The following is a 17,289-nucleotide window of genomic DNA, read 5'->3' as shown; positions in this document are numbered from 1 at the left end:
TACGGCCGCCGACGTGGTTCGGACGACCGCCGATGCCTGCTTGCGACCGCTGACAGTCCTCTTCGGCATGTTTCCGTACGGGCGTCAGCGCTCTCCGGAGCGCGGTCCGGCCCGATAACTCCGCGCGGTACCCGTCGGGCCCTGGCAAACTTGGGTCATGACCACGCTCAAGACGAAGCTGCAGGACGACCTCACCGCAGCGATCAGGGCGCGCGACGAACTGCGCTCCTCCACCCTCCGCCTCACGCTGACCGCGATCCAGAAGGAGGAGGTCGCGGGGACCGCGGCACGCGAGCTGTCGGACGGCGAGGTCGAGAAGATCATCGCGCGCGAGGCGAAGAAGCGCCGCGAGGCCGCCGAGGCTTTCGAGACGGGCGGCCGGGCCGAGCAGGCCGCGCGCGAGCAGGCGGAGGGCGAGGTGCTCGCCGAGTACCTCCCCAAGCAGCTCACGGACGACGAGCTGGAGCAGCTGGTCGCCGAGGCGGTCGCGGAGGCCAAGGGCAGCGGCGCCGAGGGCCCGAGGGCCATGGGCGCCGTCATGAAGATCGTGAACCCCAAGGTCGCGGGCCGCGCCGAGGGCGGCCGGGTGGCCGCCACGGTGAAGAAGCTGCTCGCGGGCTGAGCGCCCTTGACGGGCCGGCCGCGCTCGACGGGCCGATCGTGCCCGGCGGGCCGATCGCGTCCGGCGGGCTGACCGCGCACTGATGTGGAAAGGGGCGCCCCTCCGAGGAGGGGCGCCCCTTTCCACATCCATGCGTCACGCGCGTCAGTTACCCGCCGCCCGGCTCACCGTTTGTGGCCGTGTCCGTTCCCGCCGCCCGGCCAGTTCCAGCCGCCGTTGCCCCCGCCCTCTATGACGTCCGGCAGGTCGGGGAGGTCGATGTGGCCACCGCCGGGCTTGTTGTCGTGCGAGCCGGCCGGCGGCTTGGCCCGGTTCTTCTTCTTGCCCTTGGGGTCGCGGATCGGCACCGTGTGGAAGCCCGGCGCCGGCTTCCCGGCGAGCGCCCCGGCCATCGCGTCGCGCCAGATCGGCCCCGGTACCTGGCCGCCGAAGACCTTGTCGTACGGGCGGCCGCCGATGTTGATGTCGACCATCCGCCGCTTGTGCTCGGGGTCGCCGACCCACACCGCGCCCGCCATGTTCGGGGTGTAGCCCACGAACCAGGCGGCGTAACGGCCGTCCGTCGTACCGGTCTTGCCCGCGCTGGGCCGGCTGCTGAGGCCGGCCTCCTTGCCGGTGCCGTCCTCGACGACGCCCTGCAGGAGGGTGTTTATGGTGTCGGCCGTCTTCTCCGACATGGCCCGGTGGCAGCTGGTCCGCGGGACCTTCATCGCCTTGCCGTTCGGGCCGGTGATCGACTCGATGGCGACCGGCGTGCAGTACTCGCCGCGGTTGGCGAACGCGGCGTACCCCGCCGCCATGGTCAGCGGCGACATCTCCTGGGTGCCCAGGGTGATCGAGGGCACCTGGTCGATGTCCTTGCCGTCGGCCCGCTTGATGCCCATCTTGTCGGCCATCTTCGTGACCGGGCAGATGCCGACGTCGCTGATCAGCGACACGAAGTAGGTGTTGACCGACTTCGCGGTCGCCTCCTTCATGCCGTACGGGCCCTTCTCGCTGCGGTTCTCGTTCTCCACCGGCGCGCTGCCCGACCACTGTCCCTTACAGGTGGACACCGGACTCGGGTACTGCATCTTGTACGGGGAGGGGTACACCTTGTTCGGGCTGACGCCCTGCTCCAGCGCGGCCGCCGCGATCACGGGCTTGAAGGTCGAGCCCGGCTGGTAGCCCGCGCCGCCGCCCATGTCGCCGTCCACGGACAGGTTCATCTGCGTCTGGTGCGTCTTGAAGCCGTACGGCCGGGACTGGCCCATGCCGCGGATCTTGCCGCTGCCCGGCTCGACCAGCGCCGCCGCGGTGGCGACCGGGTCGGAGTCGTACACGTGATCGCTGACCGACTTCTGTACGGACTTCTGGGCCTGCGGGTCCAGCGTCGTACGGATCGTCATGCCGCCGCGCTGCCAGCGGGCCAGCCGCGCCTTGGGGGTCTTGCCGAAGACCGGGTCGTTGAGGAACGCCTCGCGGACGTAGTCGCAGAAGAAGCCGGCGCCGTCGACGGCGGTGATGCAGCCGTTGCGCGGGGTGCTGACGTGCAGCTCGATCGGCTTCTTCGCGGCGGCGTCGGCCTGCGCCTGAGTGACGTCGTGGACGTCGGCCATCCGCTGCAGGACGGTGTTGCGCCGCTTGGTGGCCTCCTCCGGGTCGTTGACCGGGTCGTACCGGCTCGGCGACTGGACGATTCCGGCCAGCAGCGCCGACTCCTGGAGGTTCAGGTCCTTGGCGGGCTTGCTGAAGTACCGCTGGGCGGCGGCCTCGACGCCGTACGCCTGCTGCCCGAAGAAGGTGATGTTCAGGTAGTTCTGCAGGATCTTCTTCTTGCCCAGCTCCTTCTCGACCTGGATCGCGTACTTCAGCTCCCTGACCTTGCGGCCGATGGTCTGCTGGGTGGCCTCCGCGACCTTGTCCGGGTCGTTGCCCGCCTCCTCGACGAAGACGTTCTTCACGTACTGCTGGGTCAGCGTCGAGGCGCCCTGGGAGACCCCGCCGGACTGCGCGTTCTTGTTGACCGCGCGCAGGATGCCCTTCATGTCGACCGCGCCGTGCTGGTAGAAGCGCGAGTCCTCGATGGCGACGATCGCCTTCCGCATGTACGGGGAGATGTCCTTCAGGTCCACCACCGTGCGATTGCGGAAATAGACCTTGGCGATCTCGCCGCCGTTCGCGTCCAGGATCTTCGTCTGCTGGCTCAGCGGTGGCGTCTTCATATTGGACGGGATGTCGTCGAACCCCTCGACCGTCCCCTTGGCGGCGAGGCCCAGCGCGCCGGCGGCGGGGAGAGCCAGGCCCGCCAGCACGGCTCCGGCCAGGACACTCACGCCGAGGAACTTCGCGGCCTGCTGGGTCGCGGTGAGGCCGCCACCGTCGCGCTTCTTACCCATGAGGGCACCCTACGTTCTCAATCACCGGACAGGGGCGCATCTGTTCGCTTACTCTGTTCACGCCTGTCACTCGAACGTGGTTCCGCACCAGCACATCACCTTTTTCTGCCGCGGGGCCGGTGACCGGATTGCCCGCATGTGTCGCCCGCGCTCGTCCGTGACCTGTGGGAAACACCCTGAACTGTCCTGGCCTGCCAGAAAAGCGACGTATGCCCTGCGCTCACTCCGTTGGGTGATCTGCCGCATACGCATAGTCCGTTCGGACCATTCAAGATTGGGCCCGAAGGGGGTGTTGCGCCCTGCCTGCCTTCCGTAACGTCCTCAACTGGCAACGGTGAATATGCCGGTTGCCGCCGTGGGGGAGCCTCGATTCGGGAGAGGACGGCGCCAGCATGAGCTGGGTAACCGACTGGAGTGCACAGGCAGCCTGCCGCACGACCGATCCGGATGAGCTGTTCGTTCAAGGGGCAGCGCAGAACCGCGCCAAGGCGGTCTGCACCGGATGCCCCGTGCGGACCGAATGTCTCGCCGACGCGCTGGACAACCGCGTCGAATTCGGCGTGTGGGGCGGGATGACGGAGCGCGAGCGGAGGGCCTTGTTGCGCCGCCGCCCGACCGTCACCTCGTGGCGCCGGCTGCTGGAGACGGCACGTACGGAATACGAGCGCAGCGCGGGAATTCTCGTGGACTGCGAAGACGAGGAGTACGACAACAACTTCGCCGCGGTCGGCTGAGCCGGCCCGTGGTGTGCCCGGCCCGTCGGTCGGGACATGAATACCCGGCGCAGATCCGGCCGGGTCAGGTGAGCGCCGACTGCGGCATGGCCGTCGGCGCTTGAGTCGGCCTTTTGAGTCGACGCGCGAGATGCGCGACGGCTTGTTGAGCTGACGCGCGCGGTTACCGCCTTTACTTGCCGTGTTCACCAGCGTGGTGCGGGTGCCGACGCGGCGGCGGAATCGGCCGCCGGTGGGCACCGGAGCACGAAGGCCGGTGCGTGATGCGTCGGCCCGGTGGGTGCGCGGTTTTGCTGCGCCTGTGTGTCTGCAGGGCGTGTCTGCGGGCCGCCTCGGCCTATGTCAGCCGGCGTCGCTCACGTCGCTCGCGTTGCCTGTGTCGCTCGTCTTGTCCGCGTCGCTCGTCCCGTCGGTGTCGGCGGGGCCGGACGCGAGGCGGTCGCCGATCTCGCGCAGTCCCGCGACGTCATGGACGTCACCGGGCAGAGCGGCGATCTCGGCCACCGGTACTTCAGGGTGCAGCGCGGTGAAGCGGTCGCGGGTGCGCCGCTCGCGCGCGAGCACCTGCATGCGTTCGGCATGCAGGGTCAGCAGGCCGGCGGCGAGTCGGGCCGACCGGGCCTCGGGAGACTGCTTCGATTCGGGAGTTGCGGAAGGGTCTTGCTCGTGCAGCGCCGGCGCAGCGGGGGAGGGAGCGTCGGCGGTACGTGATCCAGCCTTCCCGCCCTCGAGATCCACAATTCCGCCGTCGCCAAGATTTTCGGCGCCGTCTCCGTCCGCCGGTGCGGAGTTCCCCGCTCCGGTCATGTCGGTCAGCGCTTCGACCGCCGCCAGTGCCCGTTCAGCGCTCAACTGGTCGGCGCCGCTGCCGTGTACGCGGTTCAGTACGAGGCCGGCCAGCGGCATCTGCTCGGCGGCCAGCCGCTCCACGAAGTACGCCGCTTCGCGCAGCGCGTCCCGCTCCGGTGCGGCCACGACCAGGAAGGCGGTCCCGGGGGCCTGCAGCAGCCGGTACGTGGCGTCCGCGCGGGTACGGAAGCCGCCGAACATGGTGTCCATGGCGGCCACGAACGTCTGGACGTCCTTGAGCAGTTGGCCGCCCATGAGCTTGCTGAGCGTCCCGGTCATCATCGACATGCCGACATTCAGGAACTTCATCCCGGCCCGGCCGCCGACCTTCGCGGGCGCCATCAGGACCCGGATGAACTTGCCGTCCAGGAAGGACCCCAGCCGCTTGGGCGCGTCCAGGAAGTCCAGCGCCGACCGGCTCGGCGGGGTGTCGACGATGATCAGGTCCCACTCGTCGCGGGAGCGCAGCTGGCCCAGCTTCTCCATGGCCATGTACTCCTGCGTGCCGGCGAACCCGGCCGACAGGGACTGATAGAAGGGGTTGTCCAGGATCGCCCTGGCCCGCTCCTTGTCCGCGTGCGCCTCGACGATCTCGTCGAACGTACGTTTCATGTCCAGCATCATCGCGTACAGCTCGCCCCGGCCTCCGGGGCCGCTCACGCCCTTGACCTGACGCGGGACGTTGTCCAGCTCGGAGATGCCCATCGACTGCGCGAGCCGGCGGGCCGGGTCGATGGTGAGGACGACGGCCCGTCGGCCGCGTTCCGCCGCGCGGACGCCCAGTGCGGCCGCCGTGGTGGTCTTCCCGACGCCGCCCGAGCCGCAGCAGACGACGATGCGGGTCTGCGGGTCGTCGAGCAGCGCGTCCACGTCCAGATGCGGAGCCGAAGCGTCCAAGGTCGTGTACTCCGATGTCATATCGGTCCCTGTTTCCGCAGTTCCCGGGCCAGCCGGTAGAGCCCGGCCAGGTCCACGCCCTCGGCCAGCAGCTCCAGTTCGTACGTCGGCAGCCCGAGCCCGGTGATCTCGGTGTGTTCCGCACTCTCCAGCGCGACCCGCTCGGCGTGCTCGCGGGCCTGCTCCAGCAGCGGATCGATGAGCCGCTCCGCGCGGCCGCCACGGCGTGCGCCGCCCAGTCCGGCGCCGGAGAGCGCCGCCGCGATGCCCGTACGGGCCCCGTTCGCGGCCAGGTCCACCTCGTCGGGGGCCAGCACCGTGGGCCGGACCATGTTGATGACCACGCCACCCACCGGCAGCCCGGCGGCGCGCAGTTCGGCGACGCCGTCCACGGTCTCCTGGACCGGCATCTCCTCCAGCAGCGTCACCAGATGGACGGCCGTCTCGGGTGACTTCAGTACGCGCATGACGGCCTGCGCCTGATTGTGGATCGGGCCGATCTTCGCGAGCCCGGCCACCTCGTCGTTGACGTTCAGGAAGCGCGTGATGCGGCCCGTGGGCGGCGCGTCCATGACGACCGCGTCGTACACGAAGCGCCCGTTCTTCTCCTTGCGGCGGACGGCCTCGCACGCCTTGCCGGTCAGCAGGACGTCCCGCAGCCCGGGTGCGATGGTCGTGGCGAAGTCGATCGCGCCGAGCTTCTTCAGGGCGCGTCCGGCTCCGCCGAGCTTGTAGAACATCTGGAGGTAGTCGAGGAGCGCGCGCTCGGCATCGATGGCCAGCGCGTGCACCTCGCCGCCCCCAGGGGATACGGCGATCTTGCGCTCCTCGTAAGGCAGCGCCTCGGTCTCGAACACTTGGGCAATGCCCTGCCGGCCCTCGACCTCGACCAGGAGGGTGCGTCGCCCCTCGGTGGCCAGGGCGAGCGCGAGGGCAGCGGCGACCGTGGTCTTGCCGGTACCGCCCTTGCCGCTGACGACATGGAGCCTGCTCACGCCATGGAGCCTAACCAGTCCGCCCGGCTGCTACGCACGAGACGCCGGGCCTGTCGCGTATGCCACGGTCCGGCGCGCGCCTTCGGGGGCGGCGGCAGACGCGTACAGGGGCGCTGCGGACGCGCGTCCTCGGGCGCCGTGTACAGGCATTACGCTCGCCCCATGACGAAGTGGGAATACTCGACCGTGCCGCTGCTGGTGCACGCGACGAAGCAGATTCTGGACACCTGGGGCGAGGACGGCTGGGAGCTGGTCCAGGTCGTGCCCGGCCCGAACAACCCCGAGCAGCTGGTTGCCTACCTGAAGCGGGAGAAGCAGGCATGAGCCGGGTCGAGGACAAGATCGAGTCGCTCGGCCTGAAGCTCCCCGACGTCGTGCCGCCGCTGGCCGCCTACCAGCCGGCCGTGCGCTCCGGTAACTACGTCTTCACCTCCGGACAGCTGCCGATGGTGGACGGCGCGCTGCCGGCCACCGGCAAGGTCGGCGCCGAGGTCGGCGCCGAGCAGGCCAAGGAGCTGGCCGGCGTCTGCGCGCTGAACGCGCTGGCCGCCGTGAAGTCCGTGACCGGCGACCTGGACAAGATCGTCCGGGTCGTGAAGGTCGTCGGCTTCGTGGCGTCCGCGCCGGACTTCACGGGCCAGCCCGGCGTCATCAACGGCGCGAGCGAGCTGCTCGGCGAGATCCTCGGCGACAAGGGCGTGCACGCCCGCTCCGCGGTGGGCGTGGCCGTACTGCCGGTCGACGCGCCGGTCGAGGTCGAGATCCAGGTCGAGATCGCGGACTGAGCGGTTCCCCGACCGAGACGATTCGTCCGCCCCGCCGCCCCGCCGTCGCGCCTGTACGTAGAGCGCGAGGCGGGGCGGCGTCGTCAGGGCAGTGCGACCGTGCCCCACCCGGTTCACCCCCCTACCCCTCCGGGTATGGGTTGAGTGGGGCCCCACGCCCGCGCCCATGTATGCGCGCCGCCCGCTCCCCAAACCTCCGCGCGAAGCCCCCGCCTGCACCGGGCCCCCTCGAACATCCGCGCGTGAACGCATAGCATCCGGCCATGTCGACGACGACCAATGGCCAGTGGTATCCGCCCGAATGGCCGGACCGGATCAGAGCGCTCGCCAGTGGTGAGCTGACGCCGGTCGCGCCCCGCCGTGCGGCCACCGTCATGCTGCTGCGCGATTCCGGCCACGGACCGGCCGTACACATGCTGCGCCGGCGCGCCTCCATGGCCTTCGCGGGCGGCGCGTACGCGTATCCGGGCGGCGCCGTCGACCCCCGTGACGAGCGGCCCGTCGCCTGGGCCGGGCCCTCGCGCGCCGAGTGGGCGGCCCGGCTGGGCGTCGAGGAGTCCGTCGCGCAGGCGGTGGTCTGCGCGGCCGTCCGCGAGACCTTCGAAGAGGCCGGGGTGCTGCTCGCCGGGCCGTCCGCCGGCACCGTCGTCGCCGACACCACGGGGGACGACTGGGAGGCCGACCGGGCCGCGCTCGTCGACCGTGAGCTGTCCTTCGCCGACTTCCTGGACCGCCGCGGCCTGGTGCTGCGCAGCGACCTGCTGGGGGCCTGGGCGCGCTGGATCACCCCCGAGTTCGAACCGCGGCGCTACGACACCTGGTTCTTCGTCGCCGCGCTCCCCGAAGGCCAGCGCACCCGTAACGCGTCCACGGAGGCCGACCGTACGGTGTGGACCCGGCCCGCCGAGGCGGCGGCCGGCTACGACCGCGGCGAGCTGCTGATGATGCCGCCGACGATCGCCACGCTGCGCACCCTGGAGCCGTACGGCAGCGCCGCCGACGCGCTCGCCGCCTCGGGCCGGCAGGACCTCGCGCCCGTACTGGCGCGCGCGGAGTTCGTGGAGGGGCGGATCGTGCTGAGCTGGCCGGGCCACGAAGAGTTCACCAAACACATCCCCCCGGGGGCGGCGGCCGGCAACGGTGGCGCCGCACCCGGCTCCCCCGAAGGGCCCGCCGCATGACCGACGCAGCCGCACTTCCCGGACAGCCTCGCGGCGGCGTGCTCTCGGGCGCCGCGACCGCCCGCGCGTACTGCGTACTGGCGCCGAACCCGTCCGCGATGACCCTGGACGGCACCAACACCTGGATCGTCGCCGAGCCGGACTCCGACCGCGCGGTGGTCATCGACCCGGGACCGCTGGACGAACGCCACCTGAAGGCGGTCGTCGAGACCGCCGAACGGGCCGGCAAGCGCGTCGCGCTCACCCTGCTCACCCACGGGCACCCCGACCACGCCGAGGGCGCCGCCCGCTTCGCCGAGCTGACCCGTACGCCGGTACGGGCCCTGGACCCCGCGCTGCGCCTCGGGGACGAGGGCCTGGGCGCCGGGGACGTGATCACGACCGGCGGCCTGGAGCTGCGCGTCGTCCCCACGCCCGGGCACACCGCCGACTCCCTCTCGTTCCACCTGCCGGCCGACGCCGCCGTGCTGACCGGGGACACGATCCTGGGGCGCGGTACGACGGTGGTGGCGCACCCGGACGGCCGCCTCGGCGACTATCTGGACTCGCTGCGGCTGCTGCGCTCCCTCACGGTCGACGACGGCGTGACCACGGTCCTGCCGGGCCACGGGCCGGTGCTGAACGACGCGCAGGGGGCCGTGGAGTTCTACCTCGCGCACCGGGCCAAGCGGCTCGCCCAGGTGGAGACGGCGGTCGAGGCGGGCCACCGTACGGCCGCGGACGTCGTCGCCCACGTGTACGCGGACGTCGACCGCTCCCTGTGGCCCGCGGCCGAGCTGTCCGTACGGGCGCAGCTGGACTACCTGGGGGAGCACGGGCTGGTCTGAGGGCGGCGGCGCGCGCGTCCTCAGGGCGGGGACGCGGTGTCCGGGGGCAGCGACGCGCGCGTCCGAGGACGGGCGATATGCACTCCGGGGCGATGCCCCCATGCGAAAGGGCCCCGCACGGAGGCGGGGCCCTTCGCGTACGTGCGCTGACGCGCAGCGGTCAGCGCGACCGCTTGGCGAGGCGTTCGACGTCCAGGAGGATCACCGCGCGGGCCTCCAGGCGCAGCCAGCCGCGGCCGGCGAAGTCCGCGAGCGCCTTGTTGACCGTCTCGCGGGAGGCGCCGACCAGCTGGGCCAGCTCCTCCTGGGTCAGGTCGTGCACGACGTGGATGCCTTCCTCGGACTGCACGCCGAAGCGGCGCGACAGGTCCAGGAGGGCCCGCGCCACACGGCCCGGAACGTCGGAGAAGACCAGGTCGGACATCTGGTCGTTGGTCTTGCGCAGCCGTCGGGCGACGGCGCGCAGCAGGGCCGTGGCCACCTCGGGGCGCGCGTTCAGCCAGGGCTGGAGGTCGCCGTGGCCCAGGCCGAGCAGCTTCACCTCGGTGAGCGCCGTGCCCGTGGCCGTGCGCGGGCCCGGGTCGAAGAGGGACAGCTCACCGATGAGCTCACCGGGGCCGAGGACGGCGAGCATGTTCTCGCGGCCGTCGGGGGAAGTGCGGTGCAGCTTCACCTTGCCGTCGGTGACCACGTACAGGCGGTCGCCCGGGTCCCCTTCGTGGAACAGGGCGTCACCACGGGCAAGCGTGACCTCGGTCATCGAGGCACGCAGCTCGGCAGCCTGCTCGTCATCGAGCGCCGCGAAGAGCGGTGCGCGCCGCAGAACGTCGTCCACGAGTTCTCTCCTTGTCGACATGCTCCGGGTGACGTAGGTCCCCATCATGCCGGAATGCAAAACAGTGCGATCAATCACAAGGATGCCGGACAGGTGTCCGCCGCCATAAGGCAGGGGGCCGATTGGGGGCGCGATTCTTGGTGATCGGGCCGGATGTCAGTGGGTGGCCTTAGTCTGGCCGAGTGTCCAATACGCCGGTGAGAGCACAGGACTAGGGGGCCGGACGAGTGAGCGCAGACCATGATTCTGCTGTGGGCGAACAGGCGAGCGCGAATGCCGCGAAGCCTCCGAAACGGGACTCCGAGCCGTCCGGGGCCGCTACCGCCAAAAGGGCGCCGACGGGGAAAAAGGCCCGGGTGACGGAGCCGGCGGAGACCGCCGCGCCGACCTCGGCGGACCCGGCCACGGGTGACGGACCGACCCGCAGGAATCCGGCCACCACGAGCGAGCGGACCGCAGCCGCGAAGAAGACCGCCACGGCCGCGAGGAAGACGGCTGCGTCCTCGAAGACCGCAGCGAAGAAGACCGCCACGGCCGCCAAGAAGACGGCCGCCAAGAAGACGCCGGCGAAGAAGGCCCCCGCCAAGAAGGCCGCCCCCGCCGCCCGGAAGCCCGAGTCGCGGGTCGCCATGGTCCGCCGCGCCCGCCGGATGAACCGCGAGCTCGCCGAGGTGTATCCGTACGCCCACCCCGAGCTGGACTTCCGTAACTCCTTCGAGCTGCTGGTCGCCACGGTCCTGTCGGCCCAGACCACCGACCTGCGGGTCAACCAGACCACCCCGGCCCTCTTCGCCGCGTATCCGACGCCCGAGGACATGGCCGCCGCCGACCCCGAGGCGCTGGAGGAGCTGATCCGTCCGACCGGCTTCTTCCGGGCGAAGGCGCGGTCCCTGCTCGGCCTGTCGGTCGCGCTGCGCGACCGGTTCGGCGGCGAGGTGCCGGGCCGGCTGGAGGACCTGGTGACCCTGCCCGGCGTCGGCCGCAAGACCGCCAACGTCGTGCTCGGCAACGCCTTCGGCGTCCCCGGGCTCACGGTCGACACGCACTTCGGGCGGCTGGTCCGCCGCTTCGGCTGGACCACCCAGGAGGACCCGGAGAAGGTCGAGGCGGAGATCGCCGAGATCTTCCCCAAGAGCGAGTGGACGATGCTCTCGCACCGCCTGATCTTCCACGGCCGCCGCGTCTGCCACTCCCGCAAGCCCGCCTGCGGCGCCTGCCCCATCGCGCCGCTGTGCCCGTCGTACGGCGAGGGCGAGATGGACCCGGAGAAGGCGAAGAAGCTGCTCAAGTACGAGATGGGCGGCAAGCCGGGGCAGCGGCTGCGGCCCCCGGCCGGCTTTCCCGGCGAGCCCGCGCCCCCGCTGGGGGCCGCATGACGCACGGATGACGCCAGGACGGCTCCGGGGCGGGTCCGTGGGTGACCATCGCAACGAGGGCCTGAGGGGGCGCGTATGACGAGAGCACAGGAGACGGCGCAGGGGATGTGCGGACAGGACGCGTACGGACGGCAGACGGACGGTCAGGGGGCGTACGGAGCGCAGGCGGCCGGCACGGGGGCGGCCGCCCTGGACATCCGTGTCACCACCGAGGGCCTGCCGGAGTGGCTGCGCCCGGTGGCCGACGCGGCGGCGACGGTCCGGCCGCAGCAGCTGAGCCGCTTCCTGCCGCCCGCGACCGGCGGCCGGCAGTCCGCGGTGCTGATCCTCTTCGGCGAGGGCGCCGGCGGCCCGGAGCTGCTCCTCATGGAGCGTTCCGGGACGCTGCGCTCGCACGCGGGCCAGCCGTCCTTCCCGGGCGGCTCGCTGGACCCGGAGGACGGCGATCCGGAGGGTGACGGTCCGCTGCGGGCCGCGCTGCGCGAGGCGTGGGAGGAGACCGGCCTGGACCCGTCCGGTGTGCAGCTCTTCGGGGTGCTGCCCCGGCTCTACATCCCGGTCAGCGGCTTCGTGGTGACGCCGGTGCTCGGCTGGTGGCGCGTGCCCAGCCCGGTCGGCGCGGTCGACCAGGCCGAGACGGCCCGGGTGTTCACGGTCCCCGTGGCCGATCTCACGGACCCCGCGCACCGCGTGACGACCCGCCATCCGAGTGGCCACGTCGGCCCGGCCTTCACCGTCGAAGGCGCTCTGGTCTGGGGTTTCACCGCCGGTCTCATCGACCGCATCCTGCATTACGCGGGGTGGGAAGTGCCCTGGGACCGGGACAAGCAGGTCCCGCTCGACTGGCGCTCGTGAGACGGTGTCGGGCGTGAACGTCCTGGACATCCTGCTGTTGGTCGCCGCCGTGTGGTTCGCGGTCGTCGGTTATCGCCAAGGTTTCGTCGTCGGCATCCTGTCCGTGATCGGCTTCCTCGGCGGCGGTCTGATCGCGGTCTACCTGTTGCCCGTGATCTGGAACGAAGTGACCGAGGACGCCACACCGGGCTCCTTCGCCGCCATCGCGGCGGTCGCCATCGTGATCGTGTGCGCCTCCGTGGGCCAGGCGCTCACCACCCACTTGGGCAACAAGCTCCGGCGGTACATCACCTGGTCACCGGCGCGCGCCCTGGACGCGACGGGCGGCGCGCTGGTGAACGTCGTGGCGATGCTGCTGGTGGCCTGGCTCATCGGCTCGGCCCTGGCGGGCACGTCCCTGCCGACGCTGGGCAAGGAGGTCCGTAACTCCAAGGTGCTGCTCGGCGTGTCCCGGGTGATCCCGGCGCAGGCCGACACCTGGTTCGCCGACTTCTCCTCGGTCCTCGCGCAGAACGGCTTCCCGCAGGTCTTCACGCCGTTCTCGAACGAGCCGATCCAGGAGGTGCGGCCGCCCGACCCGGCGCTGGCCGGCAGCCCGGTCGCGGCCCGTGCGAAGCAGTCCATCGTGAAGGTCGTCGGCACGGCCACCAGCTGCGCCAAGGTCCTGGAGGGCAGCGGCTTCGTCTTCGCGCCGCACCGCGTGATGACCAACGCGCACGTCGTCGGCGGCGTGACCGACCCGACCGTACAGATCGGTGGCCGGGGCCGGATCCACAGCGCGAAGGTCGTGCTCTACGACTGGCGGCGGGACATCGCCGTACTGGACGTCCCCGACCTGCAGGCGCGTCCGCTCCGCTTCACCGACCAGGACGCGCGCAGCGGCAACGGCGCCATCGTCGCCGGCTTCCCGGAGAACGGCGGCTACGACGTCCGCTCGGCCCGCGTCCGCGGCCGCATCCAGGCCAACGGCCCGGACATCTACCACCACGGCACGGTCGCGCGCGATGTGTACTCCCTCTACGCCACGGTCCGGCAGGGCAACTCCGGCGGCCCGCTGCTCACCCCGGCCGGCGAGGTCTACGGCGTGGTCTTCGCCAAGTCCCTCGACGACGACAGCACCGGCTACGCCCTGACGGCCGACGAGGTCCGCACCGACATCGAGCGGGGCCGTACGGCCCGGCGGACGGTCGACAGCCAGGGCTGCGCGATGTGAGAAAGAGCCCCGGGGCGGCTGCGAAGGCTCCCCGGGGTTTCCGGGGGCCCAGGCCCTGCGCGGTGCGTCCGCCGTCCTGTGAGCCCGTTCTGCGGGCTCCCGGCGGCGCGGCCCGGGAAGTGGCGGTCAGCTCCGCGGGTGCCGGAGCCGCGCGGTCATCCAGCGCGCACGGCGGCGCAGGATCCGCGGAATGCCGAGTGGGTCGGCGAGCGCATGAGGTCCACCCGCCCGGAGGTCCGGGGCGCTCCTCTCCTTGGTGCCCAGCGCAGCGGCGTTGCTGCGGCGGTTGCGTGCCACGTCACGGTAGTCGTGCGTCCAGCCCATACCCTCGACTCTGCCCGTGCCCCGCGGTCCGTAACCGCACCGGTGTCGGTCAATTGGCCTATGCGCGAGGCAAGTGGCTGTTCGACAAACGCACGTTCCCCACCGTTCGGCGGAGCGTTGCGGCGGCTTCCGGCGCACCGATGAACGGGCGAGCCGCGAGGTCACCGGTCCGGCTCGGAATCCTTGAGCCAGTTGATGAGCTCGGTGGTGAAGGCGACCGGATCCTCCTCGTGCGGGAAGTGCCCCAGGCCGTCGAAGAGGCGCCAGCGGTACGGCGCTTCGACGTACTCCCCGGAGCCGGCCGCGCTGCGGGTACGCATCACCGGGTCGAGCGAACCGTGCAGGTGCAGCGTCGGCACCCGCACCGGCCACTTCATCCGGCGGTTGAACTGGATCCCGTCCGGCCGCGCCATCGACCGCACCATCCAGCGGTACGGCTCGATCGAGCAGTGCGCCGTGGAGGGGATCGTCATGGCCTTCCGGTACGCCTCGACCGCGTCGTCCTCGGGCAGCCGGGGCCCGGACCAGTCCCGGATCAGCCGTCCCACCAGCGCCGCGTCGTCCGCCACCAGCGCCCGTTCGGGCAGCCAGGGCCGCTGGAAGCTCCAGATGTGCGAGGACCGGCGGCTCTGCTTGGCGTCGGAGAGCATGGCCGAGCGCCAGCGGCGGGGGTGCGGCATCGAGGCAACCGCGAGCCGCCGCACGAGCTTGGGCCGCATGACCGCGGCCGTCCAGGCCAGGTAGCCGCCCAGGTCGTGTCCGACGAGCGCGGCGTCCGGCTCGCCGAGGGAGCGCACCACTCCGGTGATGTCCAGCGCGAGGTTGGCCGGGTCGTAGCCGCGGGGCGTGCGGTCGCTGCCGCCCACGCCCCGCAGGTCCATCGCCACCGCCCGGAAGCCCGCCTCGGCGAGCGCGGGCAGCTGGTACCGCCAGGTCCACCAGAACTGCGGGAAGCCGTGCAGCAGCAGTACCAGCGGCCCGTCGCCCATCTCGGCGATGTGGAAGCGCGCGCCGTTGGCCGCGACGTCCCGGTGCGTCACTTCGTGCCCGCCGGGGATGTCGAGCCGTACGACCGAGGCGGGCGAGAGTGCCGGCGAGGATGCGGAAGCCGTCATACGGCCGAGCGTGTCACACTCTCGACCGCCGGGTGCTCCTCCACGGCCTGGCGCGGGTGCGGCTTGACGTTCCCCAGGACGGCCGCCGTCTGCTTGGCCGAGGCGACGGTCTTCTGCGGGCCCTTGCCCGCCTTGGCCTTCTTGAAGAACACCAGCGCGATCAGGCCGAGCAGCCCGGCGACCAGGACGTTGGCCGCGAAGGACAGCAGGAAGCAGACCGAGAGGTGCCAGCCGCTCCATGCCTGGATGCCGTAGGCCAGCGCGAAGCTGAGCATTGGCAGGGAGAAGAGCAGCACGATGGCCGCCGCCCCGCCGGCCAGCCCGCCGACGCCGGCCCGCTTCACGTCGTTCCGCAGCTCGGCCTTGGCCAGCGCGATCTCGTCGTGCACCAGTGCGGAAACTTCGGTGGTGGCGTGGGCCACCAGCTGTCCGAGGCTGCGGTCCGCGCCGCGGTCCGCGCCGTCGTCTGCTGTGCTCATCGACTGCTCCCGTTCTCTGTCTCCTGGATGAATACCTCTCAGATCATGCCGGACCATCCTGCCCGGAGTCGGGGGCGGCGGCCACCTCGGCCCGTCGTCGGTGTTCGGCCGCCTTCGCTTCGTAGAGGTCGGCCATCCGAAGGTGGTACGCGGGGCTGTCCTCTTCGTAGATGTCCGGGATGCCGTCGAGGTCCTCGTCCCGGTTCTCCTCCTCGTACAGCCGCCGGTACTTGGCGTTGCGGATCTTCAGCAGCACCGTGGCCAGTACGGCCGCTATCAGCGAGCCGGTCAGCACGGCGGCCTTGATCTCGTCGGTGAGCACCGGGTCGGCGGAGAACGCCAGCTCGCCGATGAGCAGCGAGACCGTGAAGCCGATGCCGGCCAGCGCCGACACCGCGAAGACATCCGGCCACTTGAGCTCCGGGTTGAGCGAGGCCCTGGTCAGGCGGGTGGTGAGCCACGTACCGCCGAAGATCCCGACCGCCTTGCCGAGGACCAGGCCGAGCACCACGCCGAGCGTCTCCGGCTTGGTGAAGACGTCGTGCAGCGCGCCGCCGGAGACGGAGACGCCGGCCGAGAAGAGGGCGAACAGCGGTACGGCGAGACCGGCCGACAGGGGGCGCACGAGGTGCTCGATGTGCTCGCCGGGGGAGTGCGGCTCGCCCTCGCGCCGGTGGCAGCGGAGCATGAGCCCCATCGCGACGCCCGCGATGGTCGCGTGCACGCCGCTGTTGTACATCAGGCCCCAGATGACCAGCGCGAGCGGTACGTAGACGTACCAGCCCCGGACGCCCTTGCGCAGCAGTACGTAGAAGACCACGAGGCCCAGCGCCGCGCCGCCGAGCGCCCAGAAGTTGATCGTGGAGGTGAAGAAGACCGCGATGATCAGGATGGCGAAGAGGTCGTCGACGACGGCCAGGGTCAGCAGGAAGGCGCGCAGCGCGGACGGCAGCGACGTGCCGATGACGGCCAGGACGGCCAGCGCGAAGGCGATGTCCGTCGCGGTCGGGACGGCCCAGCCGTCCAGTGAGCCGCCGCTCGTGGCGTTGACGACGGTGTAGACGACCGCGGGCATGACCATGCCGCACAGCGCGGCGATGACGGGCAGCGCCGCGGCCTTGGGGTCGCGCAGCTCGCCCGCGACAAGCTCGCGCTTGAGCTCGATGCCGGCCACGAAGAAGAAGACCGCCAGCAGGCCGTCGGCCGCCCAGTGTTCTGCCGAGAGGTCCAGGCCGAGGGAGGCCGGGCCGAAGTGGAAGCCGCGTACCGCCTCGTAGCTGTCGCCGAGCGGGGTGTTGGCCCAGAGGAGCGCGATCACCGCGGCGGCCAGCAGCAGGACACCGCCCACGGTCTCCGTACGGAGGAGGTCCGCGAGGTAGTTCCGCTCGGGCAGGGACATCCGCCCGAGGAAGACGGAACGGCGGGGGGTGGGCGAACTCACGCGGTGACCTCCGGGGCGGCAGCTGTGCATGGCTGTTGCAGTTGCCGACCAGACTTCCCGGCGCACCCAGTTCGTTCGCGCGTTTCTTGACGCGTTCTTCACTCTACCCGGACGGCGCAGGAACGATCCAGCGATCTTCACGTTACGGGCATATGGGGCGATGGGCCGCGTGACGTGCGGCGGGTGGCGGGCCCTGTGGCGCACGGCGGCACGGCTTTCCGGGGCGCGTTGGCAGTGGCCCTCCGGCGCGCGGCCATGCCCGGCCCGCGTCCGGTCCCGCGTACGGCAGAGGGGGGGGGGGGGGGGGGGGGGGGGGGGGGGGGGGGGGGGGGGGGGGGGGGGGGGGGGGGGGGGGGGGGTGGGGGGAGGGGGGGGGGGGGGAG

General features: G+C 71.5%; 17 protein-coding genes. 9 read left to right on the top strand and 8 right to left on the bottom strand.

What is annotated here, in order from left to right; genetic code table 11:
* Nucleotides 1–157 precede the first annotated feature (157 nt).
* A complete protein-coding gene (locus ACZ4MH_RS32505; RefSeq protein ID WP_351593237.1) occupies nt 158–622 on the top strand; it encodes a GatB/YqeY domain-containing protein in 465 nt (154 codons plus the stop codon).
* A 164-nt stretch (nt 623–786) separates the two neighbouring features.
* Here the strand turns inward: ACZ4MH_RS32505 and ACZ4MH_RS32500 are convergent, their stop codons facing one another.
* Complete coding sequence (locus tag ACZ4MH_RS32500; protein WP_351593234.1) at nt 787–3,000, bottom strand: transglycosylase domain-containing protein; 2,214 nt, start codon at nt 2,998–3,000, stop codon at nt 787–789.
* 392 nt (nt 3,001–3,392) lie between these two features.
* On the opposite strand from ACZ4MH_RS32500, the gene ACZ4MH_RS32495 reads away from it, so the two are divergent.
* Nucleotides 3,393–3,734, top strand: coding sequence for a WhiB family transcriptional regulator (locus ACZ4MH_RS32495; protein ID WP_030260093.1), 342 nt, complete (start codon nt 3,393–3,395; stop codon nt 3,732–3,734).
* Nucleotides 3,735–4,076: 342 nt separating this feature from the next.
* Here ACZ4MH_RS32495 and bagB read toward each other — a convergent pair whose 3' ends face one another.
* Both bagB and bagA read right to left on the bottom strand, forming a co-directional pair.
* Nucleotides 4,077–5,501 (bottom strand): ATPase BagB, encoded by a 1,425-nt coding sequence (gene bagB / locus ACZ4MH_RS32490; protein ID WP_351593230.1) that lies wholly within the window; start codon nt 5,499–5,501, stop codon nt 4,077–4,079.
* A complete protein-coding gene (gene bagA, locus ACZ4MH_RS32485; RefSeq protein WP_351593228.1) occupies nt 5,498–6,475 on the bottom strand; it encodes an ATPase BagA in 978 nt (325 codons plus the stop codon). Before bagA ends, bagB begins: the two co-directional genes overlap by 4 nt.
* A 162-nt stretch (nt 6,476–6,637) precedes the next feature.
* Here bagA and ACZ4MH_RS32480 point away from each other — a divergent pair, with 162 nt between their 5' ends.
* The 4 genes from ACZ4MH_RS32480 (at nt 6,638) to ACZ4MH_RS32465 (ending at nt 9,268) form a co-directional block, all read left to right on the top strand.
* A complete protein-coding gene (locus ACZ4MH_RS32480; RefSeq protein WP_019355547.1) occupies nt 6,638–6,799 on the top strand; it encodes a DUF4177 domain-containing protein in 162 nt (53 codons plus the stop codon).
* Entirely contained in the window at nt 6,796–7,260 is a 465-nt protein-coding gene (locus ACZ4MH_RS32475; RefSeq protein ID WP_031058695.1) for a RidA family protein, read from the top strand. Before ACZ4MH_RS32480 ends, ACZ4MH_RS32475 begins: the two co-directional genes overlap by 4 nt.
* Before the next feature lie 263 nt (nt 7,261–7,523).
* A complete protein-coding gene (locus tag ACZ4MH_RS32470) occupies nt 7,524–8,441 on the top strand; it encodes an NUDIX hydrolase (RefSeq protein WP_351593226.1) in 918 nt (305 codons plus the stop codon).
* Nucleotides 8,438–9,268, top strand: coding sequence for an MBL fold metallo-hydrolase (locus ACZ4MH_RS32465; RefSeq protein ID WP_351593223.1), 831 nt, complete (start codon nt 8,438–8,440; stop codon nt 9,266–9,268). The genes ACZ4MH_RS32470 and ACZ4MH_RS32465 overlap by 4 nt, the downstream gene beginning before the upstream one ends.
* Before the next feature lie 160 nt (nt 9,269–9,428).
* Here ACZ4MH_RS32465 and ACZ4MH_RS32460 read toward each other — a convergent pair whose 3' ends face one another.
* Complete coding sequence (locus ACZ4MH_RS32460; protein ID WP_030260115.1) at nt 9,429–10,103, bottom strand: Crp/Fnr family transcriptional regulator; 675 nt, start codon at nt 10,101–10,103, stop codon at nt 9,429–9,431.
* A 356-nt stretch (nt 10,104–10,459) separates the two neighbouring features.
* Between ACZ4MH_RS32460 and nth the strand changes: the two genes are divergently transcribed.
* From nth to ACZ4MH_RS32445, 3 genes are all read left to right on the top strand, one after another.
* A complete protein-coding gene (gene nth, locus ACZ4MH_RS32455) occupies nt 10,460–11,479 on the top strand; it encodes an endonuclease III (RefSeq protein ID WP_351593219.1) in 1,020 nt (339 codons plus the stop codon).
* A gap of 105 nt (nt 11,480–11,584) precedes the next feature.
* Nucleotides 11,585–12,334, top strand: a complete 750-nt coding sequence (locus ACZ4MH_RS32450) for an NUDIX hydrolase (protein WP_467754830.1) — start codon at nt 11,585–11,587, stop codon at nt 12,332–12,334.
* A 13-nt stretch (nt 12,335–12,347) separates the two neighbouring features.
* The gene (locus ACZ4MH_RS32445; protein ID WP_351593213.1) at nt 12,348–13,547 is read left to right on the top strand and encodes a MarP family serine protease; all 1,200 of its coding nucleotides are present in this window, start codon (nt 12,348–12,350) and stop codon (nt 13,545–13,547) included.
* Between the two features lie 126 nt (nt 13,548–13,673).
* On the opposite strand, the gene ACZ4MH_RS32440 is transcribed toward ACZ4MH_RS32445, so the two are convergent.
* From ACZ4MH_RS32440 to nhaA, 4 genes are all read right to left on the bottom strand, one after another.
* A complete protein-coding gene (locus ACZ4MH_RS32440) occupies nt 13,674–13,871 on the bottom strand; it encodes a hypothetical protein (RefSeq protein WP_030260123.1) in 198 nt (65 codons plus the stop codon).
* A 161-nt stretch (nt 13,872–14,032) separates the two neighbouring features.
* Nucleotides 14,033–14,986, bottom strand: coding sequence for an alpha/beta fold hydrolase (locus tag ACZ4MH_RS32435; protein WP_351593210.1), 954 nt, complete (start codon nt 14,984–14,986; stop codon nt 14,033–14,035).
* Entirely contained in the window at nt 14,983–15,465 is a 483-nt protein-coding gene (locus ACZ4MH_RS32430; protein ID WP_351593207.1) for a phage holin family protein, read from the bottom strand. Before ACZ4MH_RS32430 ends, ACZ4MH_RS32435 begins: the two co-directional genes overlap by 4 nt.
* A 43-nt stretch (nt 15,466–15,508) precedes the next feature.
* Nucleotides 15,509–16,906, bottom strand: coding sequence for a Na+/H+ antiporter NhaA (gene nhaA / locus ACZ4MH_RS32425; protein ID WP_467754827.1), 1,398 nt, complete (start codon nt 16,904–16,906; stop codon nt 15,509–15,511).
* Nucleotides 16,907–17,289 lie beyond the last annotated feature (383 nt).

This window comes from Streptomyces sp. NPDC026301, from assembly GCF_055567935.1.
The sequence above is the reverse complement of the archived record's forward strand: the minus strand, read 5'-3'. Positions and strand labels throughout refer to the sequence as shown.

Excerpts from the sequence above, each read along its gene's own strand:
- ACZ4MH_RS32505 (WP_351593237.1), top strand. The coding sequence starts at position 158 with ATGACCACGCTCAAGACGAAGCTGCAGGACGACCTCACCGCAGCGATC.
- ACZ4MH_RS32500 (WP_351593234.1), bottom strand. The coding sequence starts at position 3,000 with ATGGGTAAGAAGCGCGACGGTGGCGGCCTCACCGCGACCCAGCAGGCC.
- ACZ4MH_RS32495 (WP_030260093.1), top strand. The coding sequence starts at position 3,393 with ATGAGCTGGGTAACCGACTGGAGTGCACAGGCAGCCTGCCGCACGACC.
- bagB (WP_351593230.1), bottom strand. The coding sequence starts at position 5,501 with ATGACATCGGAGTACACGACCTTGGACGCTTCGGCTCCGCATCTGGAC.
- ACZ4MH_RS32480 (WP_019355547.1), top strand. The coding sequence starts at position 6,638 with ATGACGAAGTGGGAATACTCGACCGTGCCGCTGCTGGTGCACGCGACG.
- ACZ4MH_RS32475 (WP_031058695.1), top strand. The coding sequence starts at position 6,796 with ATGAGCCGGGTCGAGGACAAGATCGAGTCGCTCGGCCTGAAGCTCCCC.
- ACZ4MH_RS32470 (WP_351593226.1), top strand. The coding sequence starts at position 7,524 with ATGTCGACGACGACCAATGGCCAGTGGTATCCGCCCGAATGGCCGGAC.
- ACZ4MH_RS32465 (WP_351593223.1), top strand. The coding sequence starts at position 8,438 with ATGACCGACGCAGCCGCACTTCCCGGACAGCCTCGCGGCGGCGTGCTC.
- ACZ4MH_RS32450 (WP_467754830.1), top strand. The coding sequence starts at position 11,585 with ATGTGCGGACAGGACGCGTACGGACGGCAGACGGACGGTCAGGGGGCG.
- ACZ4MH_RS32440 (WP_030260123.1), bottom strand. The coding sequence starts at position 13,871 with ATGGGCTGGACGCACGACTACCGTGACGTGGCACGCAACCGCCGCAGC.
- ACZ4MH_RS32435 (WP_351593210.1), bottom strand. The coding sequence starts at position 14,986 with ATGACGGCTTCCGCATCCTCGCCGGCACTCTCGCCCGCCTCGGTCGTA.
- ACZ4MH_RS32430 (WP_351593207.1), bottom strand. The coding sequence starts at position 15,465 with ATGAGCACAGCAGACGACGGCGCGGACCGCGGCGCGGACCGCAGCCTC.